We start from the raw sequence: 12,510 nt of genomic DNA on the forward strand, positions 1-12,510 counted from the left end.
CCGACGACATGGAAATTGGTGACGACCAGCCCGTCCGGCGCGATGACGAAGCCGGAGCCATGGCCGCCCTGACCGCCAATGCGCTCGATGCGGCAGACGGCGGGGCCGATGCGGTCGACGGCGTCGGCGACCGTCGTCGAATAGGCGTCGAGCAATGCGTCGTCGGTTTGCAATTTGGCGGCGGCGAGGGCCATGGGTGGGCTCCGTGTGTTCAGTATAGATCGTGACTATATGTGCGGAGCGGCCGGAACCGCCGCGACCTGACCAGATGGCCAGTCGAACCAGCAACTAGCCGTCAGACGAGTACCTCCAAGCGCGCTGCCGCGCGATATCTGGGCTATGCAAGAAACCCAGGAGACCACTATGAGCGATTTCAATCTCAGCGCATTTTCCGAGGCCATCGCCGACCTCGCCGCCAAGGTGGCACCGGCCACGGCGAGTTTGGCCACGCATCATCATCGCACGGCAAGCGCCTTCCACTGGCGCGACGGCTATTTTGTCACCGCCGAGGAAGCCGTCGAGGCTGGCGAGGAGATCGAGCTGACGCTGGCGTCGGGCGAGACGGTGAAGGCCGAACTGGTCGGCCGCGATCCTTCCACCGGCGTCGCCCTGCTGAAGCCGGCCGATGCGGCAAAGGCGCCTTCGCTTGCCAAGGCCGATGCGGTGCGGCCCGGCAACATCGCCATCGCCATCGGCAACAGCCAGGGATCGGCGCTGGCCGTGTCGGGCTCGGTCGGCGAGGTCGGCCCGGCCTGGCGCTCGATGCGCGGTGGCACCATCGACCGGCGCATCAATCTGGCGGTCGGCGCGGGCGGCCGTTTCGAGGGCGGCCCGGTCCTCGATGCCAAGGGCGCGCTGATCGGCATGCTGTTGTTCGGGCCGCGCCACCGGGCGCTGGTCATGCCGTACGAGACGATCGAGCGGGCGGTTGCGACCTTGCGCGAGAAGGGTCATGTCGCGCGCGGCTATCTCGGCGCCGGCCTGCACCCGGTGCGCGACCGCGACGCGCATGGCGCGATGGTGATGAGCCTCGACGACGAAGGCCCGGCCAAGGCCGCCGGCCTTTCGCTCGGCGACATCATCGTGGCGTGGAACGGCGAGGCCGTGCATGGCCCGCGCGACCTGATCCGCAGGCTCGGGCCCGACAGCGCCGGCGCTTCGGTGACACTCGGCGTCGTGCGCGGCGGTGAACAGCGCGACGTTGTGCTGACCATCGGCGAAAAGCCGCTTTCCTGAGAGGAGCGATGGACACGCCCACCAGCGACGTGATCATGCATGACGGCGCCGCCTCGCGGCGGCTGGTGGTGCTGGTTGCGCTTGGCGATGCGGGGCGCGCCGAGCGCCTGGCTGCCTCGCTTGCCGCGAGCGACGACCTGCTGCCGGTCGTGGCTGGCGGCGGTACCGCCGATGTCGCCATCGTTGACGACAGCAGTGGTGATGCCGTGCCGGCCTCCACGCCACGGGTGCTGCTGTCGGGCAGCGGCGAGCGGCCTGCCGGCGAGGTGATGGCGATAATGCCCGCGGGCGCGGACGATTTGTTGTTAACGGCTGCGAGAAAGCGCGGACAAATGGTGCCGAGGATTGTGGGGGAGAAAGCGGCCCGATGGGGCCGCTTGGCCCGATGGGGCCGCTTTGTATTTTTTACCAGGAGGGATCGAGAGGATGGGGCTTTTGCCCTGTCTGCTCGTCGCTGGAAGGGTGCTGATGGTCAGGGGCTTGTTGGTGACGGACAAACTGCTGGATGTGGGGAGCGTAACGGCTCCAGATGCAGTCTCGCAGATCGTCGAGGAGTTCGAAGACGGCGGCTGCTTGCTCGGGTGTCCATTCGGCATTGACGATGAACTGGATTCCACGCCCGAGACCGGACGGCTGATGAGGATTTCCGGTCATGCTGCAGGCTCCTTTTCGTCAGCGGGGTGGCTGGTGCGTTGTTGACGCTGCGCCTTCGAGCGCTCGGAGGCTTCCTTGAAGCGGTAAGAATCGCCTTCGATGGGAATGACCTCACAATGGTGCAAAAGGCGATCGACCAGACTGACGACGCAGGCGGCATTGGGGAAGACCTCCGACCATTGCGCGAAGGGCTTGTTGGTGGTGACGATGGTCGAGCGTTTCTCGTATCGGCGGCTGATGAGATCGAACAGCAGATCGGCATGACGGTTGGAATAGGAGAGATATCCGACCTCGTCGATGACCAGGATATCGGGCGCCGCATAGTACTGCAGCTTTCGGCGGAGCATGGAATCGCTGTCGATGGCGGCGAGCTCGCCGAGCATTTCGCTGGCGGTGCGGAAGAGGACCGAATGGCCGGCGACCAGCGCCTGGTAGGCGACGTTAAGAGCGAGCGTGGACTTGCCGACGCCGTTAGGGCCGATAAGGACGATGTTGGCGGCCTCCTTGACGAAGGACAGCGTCATCAGTTCCTCGATGGCGGCGCGATCGATACGACGCGGCCATTTCCAGTCGTAATCGGCCAGTTGCCTGAAGTGGCCAAGCCTGGCGGCGCGCATGCGTCGCCGCAATGAGCGGTCGGAGCGCTCTTCTTCCTCCCATTGAAGCACGGCGGCCAGCCACGGCGCGTCGGCGATTTCGTCCCAGTGGGCGATCAGGCCATTGAGGCGCAGCGCCCTGGCGCGGTTGAACAGGATGCCGGGATTATTCATCGTCGTTGCCTGCGCAAGTGAGTTGATCGTAACGGTCGAGCTTGTGGGGCTGTACGACCGTATCCTTTTTGCGGACATGCTCCGGCAGCCTTGTTTCGACCGGCGGTGGAGCGCCACGCGCGATCCGGCGGCGTTCGAGCGCGACGTGAACCGATCTCGAATGAGAGGCCCCGGCCTGCAAGGCATCTTCGACGGCGGCCTGGAGTTCGGTGGCGCCGTAGAGGTCGAGCAGTTTGAGCATGGCATTGGTGATCGCGCCGATATTGGCGCCGCGCTCGGCGGCGTGGATCATCAGTTTCTGGCAGGCCGGCACGGCGCGCGTCAAACTGTTGAGGCCCCGATGCTGGCGCGCTTCGCGCTTGACGGCGACGAGCGCCTTGAGGTGCCGGGGGTCTTCGATCTGCTGGCCCCGGTCGTAGCTGCGGCGGTGGCTGGCGATCATCGTGGCGGCATCGAATATCCGGACCTGGGCGAGATCGGCGCGCACGGTGAGCGTGCGCCGGACATGAGTATGGGGAACCGAGTAATCGTTCAGGTCGAAGCGGACATAGGGTGTCTTTCCGACCTTCGCGGCGATCTGCTCCTCGATGGGGTACGGGTTGGTGGGCAATGGCAGAAGCATGGGCTGCTCCTGCGCAAACACCTGACGAACCGTCATCGTCCGGTCCTCGGGGCATGGCCGGTCGGCGGCCTGGTTGCGGCACCATTGTTCGGCCTGGGCATTCAGATCGTCGAGGTCCTTGAACTTGCGGGCGATGAAGAAGGCTTCCCGGATGTGGCGAATGGCGCGCTCGACGCGGCCCTTTTCGTTGCCCCGCGCCACGGCGACGGGACGGGGCTCGAAGCGATAATGGCCCGCGAAGGCCAGAAGTGTCGGATGGAACCGGATGGCATCGCCGTGACGCTCAAGCACAGCGCTCTTAAGGTTGTCATAGAGCAGCACCCTGGGCAAACCATTCCAGGCGTTGAACGCACCGGCGTGGCCGCGCAGGAAGTTTTCCATGCGGGCATCAAGAAAGAAGCGCAGATAGATGTCGCGCGAGTAGGACAACACCATGACGAAGGCCATCAGCGGGCGGCGAGCCTTGCCGATTTCGATGTGACCAAAATGCGCCCAGTCGACCTGGCCTTGCTCGCCCGGCAGGGTGCGCAGACGCAGGAACGCTTCCGCAGCCTTGCGCGGACGGTGGAGCGCGATCATATGCCGGAAGTGGGAGGACGAGCCCTTGTAGCCGCGCTCCTGCACCATCCCGTACAGGCGGCTGGCGGTCAGGTCTGGATATGTCTCAAGCGTCCGCTGGACGAACGGCAGATACTGGTCGATCTCGGCGGGACGTATCACCGGCCTGTGGCGGGGCAGACCGGCCTCCTTCAGAACCCGGAAGACCGTCGTATGGTGGCAATGCAATTGCGTTGCGATCGTTCCACAGCGCCACCTCTCAACGTGGTACAGGCGCAGGATCATCGCTTCCTTCTCGGCGGATATGGTCATCGGTTGGGTCTCCATAGTCGTGTTGACGGACATAGGCCCCTCGGCGACGCACGAAGCCGCCGCGAAAGAACGGCGGCAGCCGACAACTGCAGCGCCGGCAGCACGGAGCCGGAGGGATCGATGGCACCGCTTCAGCGGTGACGTCGTCCAGTGCGACGGTGCCGTCGATCAGGGGCGCGTTCAGTCGTGAACCATCCGGCAGACAAGGTGCAGACTGATGCGTCACGTTGTTTTTGCAGCGCTGGCGATATCGGCGGGAGCGGTCGGCGTGGGCAAAGCGGCCCCGGCGGGTGTTCTGGTAGCGCAGCCCCGCCGCACGCAGACTGTCACGGCGGGCTTCATGGGCGCAGTCAGAACCACAGAAGCGCTGACCCCGATCGCAATGCCGGCAAAGCAAGACCTGTGAGCGGCACCGTGCGCAGAGAAAGAAACGACCGGTTTGCATTGCGGCGGCGAACCTCTCGGAACGCCGTCGGGATTGCGGGGAAAAGCTCGACGGAATGCGCCAATGCCATTATGCTGGCGCATACCGTGAACCAGTCGGCATCAGTGCCCGGGGACCTGCAAGTCCCTCACACGGGCCGTTGGGATAGGACATCGAGTTTACGTGGTAGTGGGTCGATGTCTGATTGCGGCGCTCCGCACATGTAGCATGCGCGGACGCAGCGCGGGATGCGCCTCAGTCGCCCTCCGGGCTCCTGTCGGCGCATCCCGCGCTCTCATCCCCAACCAAATCAGATCATCAGCGTCATTCAGCACCACTCCGAGCCGAATTCCGCATCAATTCCCTCTCGGCGCCATCTATACGCGGTTCTCAACCGCCATCGACATTTGTTGATCGCCGCGGCGGCGCGGCTGGCGGCGGCCGGCTATCGCGTATCGGGCGATGGCAGAAGCGGGCGCCATGACGATTTCCATACCGGTGAGGGTGAGCTGTTCGAGGATGAAGCCTCCGACGAGCACGCCGCCCGGCCTTCGCTGTCGCCGCGCGAGGCGGAAGTGCTGGCGCTGCTGGCCGAGGGCGCACCCAACAAGGTGATCGCGCGGCGGTTGAACATTTCCGTGCACACGGCGAAGTTCCATGTCGCCGCAATCCTGATCAAGCTCGGTGCCGCCAACCGCACCGACGCGATCGCCATTGCGATGCGCCAGGGGCTGGTGCTGGTCTAGAGCGCGTCGCGTTTGAAAGGATTCAGGCGCCGCGCTTTAGGTCTTTGTTTTTGTGCATGCCGTTGTCCCAAAACCGGGGCCACTTTTGGGCGACATGCATTGGTCATAACCCTACGCAGCGTAACTCGGCGTCCAGCGTGTCGGGCCTTGCGCTGTGGTCGCCTGCCGCGCAAAGGTTCGCGCCTGCTGTATCAAGGGAGGCGCAAGGAAATGTCGCTCAAGGGAAAGACGCTGTTCATCTCCGGCGGGTCGCGCGGCATCGGGCTGGCGATCGCGCTGCGTGCCGCGCGTGATGGCGCCAATGTGACGATCGCCGCCAAAACCGCCGAGCCGCATCCGAAGCTGCCGGGCACGATCTACACCGCGGCTGAAGAGATCGAGCAGGCCGGCGGCAAGGCACTGCCTGTGCTGTGCGACATCCGTGAGGAGGCGCAGGTTGCAGAGGCGGTCGCAAAGACCGTGGAAAAGTTCGGCGGCATCGACATCTGCGTCAACAACGCCAGCGCGATCCAGCTCACCGGCACGCTGGAGACCGACATGAAGCGCTACGATCTGATGCACCAGATCAACACGCGCGGCACCTTCCTGGTGTCGAAAATGTGCATTCCGCACCTGAAGTTGGCAGGGAATGCTCACATCCTGAATCTGGCGCCGCCGCTCGACATGAAGGCCAAATGGTTCAAGAACCACGTTGCCTACACCATGGCCAAGTTCGGCATGTCGATGTGCACGCTGGGCATGAGCGCCGAGTTCGCCAGGGACGGCATCGCGGTCAATTCGCTGTGGCCGATCTCGACCATCGACACGGCCGCGGTGCGCAATCTGCTTGGCGGCGCGACGGTGGCGGCGATGAGCCGTTCGCCCGACATCATGGCCGATGCCGCGCACGCGATCTTCATGCGGCCATCACGCGAGGCGACCGGCAATTTCTACATCGACGAAGAGGTGCTGCGCGCCGAGGGCGTCAGCGACTTTACGGTCTATGCGCCAGGCGCGACCGGGCCGCTGGCCGGCGATTTCTTCGTGCCGGACGAGGTGTTCGCAAATTCGAGCACGAAGATCAAAGGGATTTATTAGCGGCTCGAGCGCAGCCAACAGCCAATCCAACAGCATCGGAAAATCCTGCTCATGCAAGGCGATAGGGTGACGATCCTGCCGGAATGATTCAACGCCCGGGCAGGCGCCAGCCTCACTCCTCGCCCTTCTTGCCTTTGCTCAGGCCCATCAGCCGGTCGATATAGGCGAGCATGAACGCCGAGACGACGAAGGCGAGGTGGATGATGGTCAGCCACATCAGCTGTTCGGTCGTGTAGGAGGACGAGTTGAGGAACACCTGCAAGAGGTGAATGGAGGAGATCGCGACGATGGTCGAGGCGACCTTGACCTTCAGCGAACCGACATCGATCGTGCCCAGCCAATGCACGCCACCGTCCTCGTCGTCGAAGCGGCTGACGAAGTTCTCGTAGCCCGAGATGATGACCATCACCACCAGCGAGGCGACCAGTGCGGCATCGATCAGGCCGAGCATCTTCAGGATGGTGTCGGTGTCACCGAGCGTGAAGGCCACGGTGACGAACTCGTAGAGCTTCTTGCCGAAGGACAGCGCATAGATGGCAAGCGCCACGCCCAGCCCGAGATAGAAGACGACCAGCAGCCAGCGCGAGGCAAGGATGATCGATTCGATGGCGAGTTCGAGACGCTTCATACGGTGGTTCCGGTTGGTTCTCTTTGGATAGCGGGCCGTAGGGCAGGTGGGTCGTATTTCGGTCAGGTCGCCCCTGTTTGCAAGACAAAAAACCCCGCCGGTGAGGGACCGGCGGGGCTCAATGCGTCCCGCTGGAGTCGGGACGGGGCAGGGAACGCCCTGTCCAGAATCTGGGGTGGGTGAGCCCGCGATTCAATGAGCCGGCTCTAATGCCGGTACAATTCTTGTTGAACCGGCGTGCTGTCCGCGGTCCGACCCATCCCGGTAGGCCGGGATGGGTCTTTTCTTGCCGATCTGATTCCAGAAGCCTTCTCAAGTCTCTGGAAAAGCAGATCAATTGTTGCTGGCGACCGGCGCCACCAGCGAGGTGATGCGGCGAATGGCGACGCGCCGGTTCTCGCGGTTGGGCGCGGCCGTGTTGACCTTCAGATACTCCTCGCCATAGCCCTGCGTCGTCAGGTTCTCCGGCGGGATGCCGAAGGCATTGGTGAGTGCCTCCGCCACCGATTCCGCGCGGCGATCGGACAGGGCAAGGTTCGCCTCCGGTTTGCCGACGGCGTCGGTATGACCTTCGATCAGGAAGGTCTCGGCCGGGTTCTTCTTCAACAGCTTCTCCATGGCGCCTGCGACGCCCTCAAGCTTCTGCACCTCGGTGTCGGAAATCGAGGCCGAGCCGAATTCGAAGTTCAGCGTGTCGAGGTCGACGCGGCGTGCAATGTCGCGCACCCGGGCCGAACGCTTGACCTCATCGATCGAATAGAGGCGTTGGACCTTTTCCACCGGCGGCTGTTCGAGGAAGGTGTAGTAGTCGTCCGGGCTCTCGACGTCCTCGGAATCGAGGATGTAGTCCCGCCGCGGGATCGTCAGCCGCATCGGCGGCAGGTCGTCGCCGGGATCGCGCCAGTCACCCTCGTCCTGGTAGTCCCGCTCTTCGACATAGCTCAGCACATATTCGCGCCCGTCGGGGGTGATGCGCGAACGCTGGATGACATCACCATAGCGGTTGCGGATGGTGACGATCTGGACGCCATTGTCGCGCTCGACCGTCTCGCGTGTACGGCCTTGCGGCAGATCCTCGTAGTAGACGTCCTTGGCGCCGCGGTTCATGCGCGGACCGTCATTGCTCTGGACGATCGTCTGGTTGTTGAGCTGGATGATGACGCGGTCGCCGATCTCCTTGAGCACGTCGACGCCCTTGGGGCGGCGGCGGTCACGGATGTTCTCGTCGGGCGCACGATCGACACGCGTGCCTTTTTCCTCCGTCACCGGGACCATTTTTTCGGGCTTGATCTCCTGCTGGGCAGCCTTGTCGTCGGTGGGCGGCGGACCCTGATCGACAGGCGCGACCACGGGCTTTTCGCCCTGATCGCCACCTTGCTGGGCATTTTGCCCATCACTCTGCTGCTCACCATTCTGCTGAGCATTCTTGTTGCCCTGCTTCCTGCCGCCCTTGCGCTCGGCATCCTTCTGGCTGTCCAGAACCGGAGCGGCGTTCGGATCGGCAGGCGCCTCGCCCTGCACAGGATTCTCGCCCTGGACAGGCGCGGCCTTCTCGGCATTGGCCGGCTGCTCGCCGGTGGCAGGCTTTTCGCCACTGGCCGGTTGTTCGGCCGTCGCAGGCTGCTCGCCGGTGACAGGTTTCTTGCCGTGCTTCTTGGTCTTGTCCTGCGGCTGCTCGCCTTGGGCGGCCGGCTGTTCGCCGGCAGGAGCTGCCTTCTCGGTCGGCGTCGGCGCGGCTTCCGGCACGACGGCCGGTTTGGCTGCCTCGATAGGCTTCTTCTGCTTCTCAGGCTTCTGTGCGGGCGCGACGGCTGGCGCTACCTCGGTCGGCTCGGCCTGCTGATCCTGCTTTTGCTTCTTGCGCGGCTTGGGCTGCTCGACCTGCTGGTTGTCGTTGGCAGGTTCGGCCTGGCCGGCGGGTGCCTCTCCGGCCGGCGCTTCGGTCTGCTGTTGCTGATCGCGCTTCTTCTTGCGCGGTTTCGGCTGCTGTTCGTCAGCGGCTGGTGCTGCCTGCTCCGCGGGTGCCGCTTCTGCCGGCGCTTGCTCAGTCTGCTGCTGCTGGTCGCGCTTCTTCTTGCGGGGCTGCTGTTGTTCGGCGGCTGGAGCGGCTTGCTCGGCCGGCGCCTGCTCGGTCTGCTGCTGCTGGTCGCGCTTCTTCTTGCGCGGCTGCTGCTCCTCGACGGCTGGAGCGGCCTGCTCGGCAGGGGCGGACTCCGTCTGCTGTTGCTGCTTCTCACGCTTCTTGCGCGGCTGCTCCTGCTCTGCGGGCTGCTCGCTCTGGGCGGGCGCCGCCTGCTGCTCCGGCTCGGCCTTTTTCCGTTCGTGCTTTTGTTTCGGCTCCGCTTGCTGCTTCTGCGCGCAGGCCTCGGCCGATTCGCCCTCGGCGCACGCTGCCTGCGCCAAGATGAACGCGGCTGACGAGTGCTGGGCGGGGCCGGACGCGGCACTTCCCTGAAGCGGGAACGCGCCCAACGGCGCGGATGCCATCAGCAGGCCAAGTGCGGTGCCTGCCAGAATCCGTGGTTGGCGTTTCATCGAAAATTCTCCTTATGGGGTCCCATCCTTGCCGAAACCGATCTCGAGCCGATTGGTTCCAGTTTGGTTGGGATAGAGGCCGGACGGGGCGATTGGCGGACCTTTTGAAGGCAACTTCGTGTCATTCCGCCTGGCGACCGCCGCATTCGGACCTTCGTCGCGCTTGACCTTGCCGGCGGCTGGGGCCACATCCCGGGAATGGAAACGCCATTCTGGAAAACCAAGGCGCTGGAGGCGATGAGCCCGGCCGAGTGGGAGTCGTTGTGCGACGGCTGCGGCAAATGCTGCCTGTCGAAGCTCGAGGACGAGGACACCGGCGAGATCTACTGGACCAGCGTCGGCTGCCGGCTGTTCGACGCGCAGAGCTGCCGCTGTTCGGACTACGCCAACCGGCTGGCACGCGTTCCCGACTGCGTCGGGCTGACACCGCAGAATGTTCGCACGATCAGCTGGCTGCCCAGCACCTGCGCCTACCGGCTGGTGGCCGAGGGCCATGATCTCTACTGGTGGCACCGGCTGGTGTCGGGCAGCGCCGAGACCGTGCATGAAGCCGGCATATCGATGCGCGGCCGGGTCAAGGCGAGCGAGACCGACCTGGCCGAGCCGGAAGACTATTTTGACTACATGCTGGACTACGAGCCGTAGGGCTCGCGCAGGGACGACGAGCGGTAGCTCGCGCAGGGACGACGAGCCCTGATCTTCAAAGCCGATCTGCTGGATTGGGAACCGGGCCCTGACTGAGGCGTTTTGGAACATTCACCCCTGCGGTGGACGATGGTAAATGGCCCGGCGAATTCCTTTTCGCCACATGAACCGGAGATGAACAGCCGGTTCGCAAAGAGTTCAGATAGACACGTGCATTCTCCCCCCATCGGTTCACGAGGACGGGCGAAAGCCCGCAACAAGGAGAGAAGACGATGTTCAACACCATGAAGACGGCAGCCCTTTCGGCACTGGTCGGCCTCAGCACGCTGGCGGCCATCCCCGCTCACGCCGACAGCCTGTATCTCGGCTTCGGCAACAACAACGACACGCGTTTCGGCGTCTATGCCGGTGACGACGGCTATCGCCATCGCCGTGATGAACGCCGTGGCGAGTGGCGCCGTGGCTGTTCGCCGGACCGCGCCCTCGACAAGGCCGAGCGCATGGGTCTCCACCGCGTCCGCATCGTCGACGTCAACCGTCGTACGGTAAAGGTGGCGGGCCGCCAGGACGGCGACCGTGTTGTCGTCGTGTTCGCAAATGACCGCGGCTGCCCGGTGATTTATCGCTGAGATCAGCTCGAGACACGACCTTCTCGAAGGTCGGCAGCGGCAAAACCCTCCGCGAGGGTTAGCCGGGAGACACGACCTTCTACGAAGGTCGGTCGGGTAGCTGGGCCCCTTTCCGTCTGAAGGGTGTGGCTCGAAAAACCCCGCGGGAGCAATCCCGCGGGGTTTTTCATGCACGGTATCCGGCAGTTGATCCGGGGGCCGAGCAAGGCTCGGCCACTGGTCGTCAAAGCCGCTTACTTCAACTCGAAGGTGACGGTGACCTGGACGTTGTAGGAATTCTCGCCGGCCTGTACCGGAGCCGCAGCACCGGCTGCGGCATCGAAGGCCTTGGCGTTGATCGGCATTGGCGTCGGCGCGATGTTCTGGTCGGTGATCTCAAGCACCCGGCCGATGCTGACGCCGGCGGCCTCGGCCAGCGTCTTGGCCTTGGCCATGGCGTTGGCAACCGCCTTCTTGCGGGCCTCGGTGACGGTCGCCGCCGGGTTGTCATTGGTGAAGGCGATGCCGCCGCCCTGGTTGACGCCGAGCGACACCGCCTTGTCCAGAATCTCGCCCGTCTTGTCGACATCGCGCACCCGCACCGACAGCGTGTTGGTCACCTGGTAGGCGACGAGTTCGGCTTCCTGGCTGCCGTCCGGCTTGTTGGTGTAGTTGTAGCGCGGGTTGATCTGGATGCCTGCGGTCTGCAGGTCGCGATCCTTGATGCCGGCCGACTTCATCGCCGCGATCACGGCGGCCATGGCGTCGTTGTTGGCGTCCAGCGCGGCGCGCGCGGTCTTGGCCTCGCGCATGACGCTGAGCGTCAGGACCGCCAGATCGGGGGCTACGGTTGCTTCGCCTTCGCCTGACACGATGATGCGGGGCGGCGTCGGCAAATCGGTGGCTCCAGCCATCGCCGGAAAAGCGATTGCAGCGGCGAGCGCGAGAGGCAAAAGGTGTCTGGTCATGAAAATCTCCTCGGTCTGCGATCAAGTCGCAAGGGTCGCGTAGAGTGCGATTATGGGTTGATTTGGGCGATCTGCGGAAGCCTGACGGGAAAGCCTTGTGCCGCGATGCGAAAAACATTAATCCAGCCCGCGTGGGGCCTGTAGCTCAATGGTTAGAGCCGGCGGCTCATAACCGCTTGGTTGGGGGTTCGAGTCCCTCCGGGCCCACCAAATTATTATATATCAATACGTTACGCCTAATTCTTCGAGAATGAATCGAGCGTTAGCGAATAAGTCAATGACTTTGAGTGAAATGGTTTTGGGCCTGTTCGTCAATTTTCTCCGTCTCGTTGATAGCACCCGTCACACGTAGCTCAGGCCCCCTGGTTTCGAAAGGCCCTGCAACGATGCGTGCGGTAATCGGCGGCAACGACGTGCAATTAGGCGGGTTCTGACTTCGGCCACAGTCTCAAAATGCTCGAGGACGCTCGCCATTCGGGTTGGTCTCGGCCGATTTGGCAGCCGAGTCGCCGATGGAATTCTTTTGGAACGTATTCAGCCCGGTAAGGTAAAGGCGCTGCTGGCGAAGTTGCGGCCGCCATGTGTTATCGCGCAACGGCGTTCGGAGCGCACTCGACCTTTCGAGCTTGAGGAGCTGTTGGATGCGATGGTCGCGCTAGGGCGTCGCCTGACCAAAAAAGTTACTAGAGTGTCCCACCGGAACACATGTCGCCAGCCTGACACGCGG

The 12,510-nt window shown here is 63.9% G+C and carries 10 protein-coding genes, 1 tRNA gene and 2 pseudogenes; 7 read left to right on the forward strand and 6 right to left on the reverse strand.

The genetic code is table 11. The features are described 5' to 3' along the window. Nucleotides 1–194, reverse strand: a pseudogene (locus tag ACFSOZ_RS13025) (serine protease); the annotation flags it as partial. 169 nt (nucleotides 195–363) lie between these two features. Between ACFSOZ_RS13025 and ACFSOZ_RS13030 the strand changes: the two are divergent. Beyond that, nucleotides 364–1,236, forward strand: coding sequence for a S1C family serine protease (locus ACFSOZ_RS13030; RefSeq protein ID WP_379098220.1), 873 nt, complete (start codon nucleotides 364–366; stop codon nucleotides 1,234–1,236). 8 nt (nucleotides 1,237–1,244) lie between these two features. Then, nucleotides 1,245–1,835 (forward strand): hypothetical protein, encoded by a 591-nt coding sequence (locus tag ACFSOZ_RS13035; RefSeq protein WP_379098223.1) that lies wholly within the window; start codon nucleotides 1,245–1,247, stop codon nucleotides 1,833–1,835. A 51-nt stretch (nucleotides 1,836–1,886) separates the two neighbouring features. On the opposite strand, the gene istB is transcribed toward ACFSOZ_RS13035, so the two are convergent. Beyond that, complete coding sequence (istB, locus tag ACFSOZ_RS13040) at nucleotides 1,887–2,660, reverse strand: IS21-like element helper ATPase IstB (RefSeq protein WP_095090157.1); 774 nt, start codon at nucleotides 2,658–2,660, stop codon at nucleotides 1,887–1,889. After that, entirely contained in the window at nucleotides 2,653–4,152 is a 1,500-nt protein-coding gene (istA, locus tag ACFSOZ_RS13045; protein ID WP_379092803.1) for an IS21 family transposase, read from the reverse strand. Before istA ends, istB begins: the two co-directional genes overlap by 8 nt. Before the next feature lie 831 nt (nucleotides 4,153–4,983). On the opposite strand from istA, the pseudogene ACFSOZ_RS13050 reads away from it, so the two are divergent. Together ACFSOZ_RS13050 and ACFSOZ_RS13055 are read left to right on the forward strand one after the other, a co-directional pair. Then, a pseudogene (locus tag ACFSOZ_RS13050) lies at nucleotides 4,984–5,322 on the forward strand (response regulator transcription factor); the annotation flags it as partial. A gap of 210 nt (nucleotides 5,323–5,532) precedes the next feature. Continuing rightward, nucleotides 5,533–6,399 (forward strand): SDR family oxidoreductase, encoded by an 867-nt coding sequence (locus ACFSOZ_RS13055; RefSeq protein ID WP_379098226.1) that lies wholly within the window; start codon nucleotides 5,533–5,535, stop codon nucleotides 6,397–6,399. Nucleotides 6,400–6,511: 112 nt separating this feature from the next. Here ACFSOZ_RS13055 and ACFSOZ_RS13060 read toward each other — a convergent pair whose 3' ends face one another. Next, nucleotides 6,512–7,027, reverse strand: a complete 516-nt coding sequence (locus ACFSOZ_RS13060) for a TIGR00645 family protein (protein ID WP_379098228.1) — start codon at nucleotides 7,025–7,027, stop codon at nucleotides 6,512–6,514. Nucleotides 7,028–7,360: 333 nt separating this feature from the next. Next, nucleotides 7,361–9,562, reverse strand: a complete 2,202-nt coding sequence (locus tag ACFSOZ_RS13065; protein ID WP_379098231.1) for an OmpA family protein — start codon at nucleotides 9,560–9,562, stop codon at nucleotides 7,361–7,363. Nucleotides 9,563–9,760: 198 nt separating this feature from the next. Here ACFSOZ_RS13065 and ACFSOZ_RS13070 point away from each other — a divergent pair, with 198 nt between their 5' ends. Beyond that, complete coding sequence (locus ACFSOZ_RS13070) at nucleotides 9,761–10,207, forward strand: YcgN family cysteine cluster protein (RefSeq protein WP_379098234.1); 447 nt, start codon at nucleotides 9,761–9,763, stop codon at nucleotides 10,205–10,207. A gap of 272 nt (nucleotides 10,208–10,479) precedes the next feature. Continuing rightward, the gene (locus tag ACFSOZ_RS13075; protein ID WP_379098237.1) at nucleotides 10,480–10,836 is read left to right on the forward strand and encodes a hypothetical protein; all 357 of its coding nucleotides are present in this window, start codon (nucleotides 10,480–10,482) and stop codon (nucleotides 10,834–10,836) included. A gap of 233 nt (nucleotides 10,837–11,069) precedes the next feature. On the opposite strand, the gene ACFSOZ_RS13080 is transcribed toward ACFSOZ_RS13075, so the two are convergent. Next, nucleotides 11,070–11,783: an SIMPL domain-containing protein gene (locus ACFSOZ_RS13080; RefSeq protein WP_379098240.1), complete on the reverse strand. Its 714-nt coding sequence runs from the start codon at nucleotides 11,781–11,783 to the stop codon at nucleotides 11,070–11,072. Between the two features lie 134 nt (nucleotides 11,784–11,917). Here ACFSOZ_RS13080 and ACFSOZ_RS13085 point away from each other — a divergent pair. Then, nucleotides 11,918–11,993: transfer RNA gene (locus ACFSOZ_RS13085), tRNA-Ile, on the forward strand. The last annotated feature ends 517 nt before the right edge of the window (nucleotides 11,994–12,510 follow it).

Source organism: Mesorhizobium newzealandense, assembly GCF_042682145.1.
Lineage (GTDB): Bacteria > Pseudomonadota > Alphaproteobacteria > Rhizobiales > Rhizobiaceae > Mesorhizobium > Mesorhizobium newzealandense.

What these genes read in the sequence shown, in the direction of transcription:
- ACFSOZ_RS13035 (WP_379098223.1), top strand. Translation starts at nt 1,245, where the DNA reads ATGGACACGCCCACCAGCGACGTGATCATGCATGACGGCGCCGCCTCG.
- ACFSOZ_RS13030 (WP_379098220.1), top strand. Translation starts at nt 364, where the DNA reads ATGAGCGATTTCAATCTCAGCGCATTTTCCGAGGCCATCGCCGACCTC.
- ACFSOZ_RS13075 (WP_379098237.1), top strand. Translation starts at nt 10,480, where the DNA reads ATGTTCAACACCATGAAGACGGCAGCCCTTTCGGCACTGGTCGGCCTC.
- ACFSOZ_RS13065 (WP_379098231.1), bottom strand. Translation starts at nt 9,562, where the DNA reads ATGAAACGCCAACCACGGATTCTGGCAGGCACCGCACTTGGCCTGCTG.
- ACFSOZ_RS13060 (WP_379098228.1), bottom strand. Translation starts at nt 7,027, where the DNA reads ATGAAGCGTCTCGAACTCGCCATCGAATCGATCATCCTTGCCTCGCGC.
- ACFSOZ_RS13080 (WP_379098240.1), bottom strand. Translation starts at nt 11,783, where the DNA reads ATGACCAGACACCTTTTGCCTCTCGCGCTCGCCGCTGCAATCGCTTTT.
- istA (WP_379092803.1), bottom strand. Translation starts at nt 4,152, where the DNA reads ATGACCATATCCGCCGAGAAGGAAGCGATGATCCTGCGCCTGTACCAC.
- ACFSOZ_RS13070 (WP_379098234.1), top strand. Translation starts at nt 9,761, where the DNA reads ATGGAAACGCCATTCTGGAAAACCAAGGCGCTGGAGGCGATGAGCCCG.
- ACFSOZ_RS13055 (WP_379098226.1), top strand. Translation starts at nt 5,533, where the DNA reads ATGTCGCTCAAGGGAAAGACGCTGTTCATCTCCGGCGGGTCGCGCGGC.
- istB (WP_095090157.1), bottom strand. Translation starts at nt 2,660, where the DNA reads ATGAATAATCCCGGCATCCTGTTCAACCGCGCCAGGGCGCTGCGCCTC.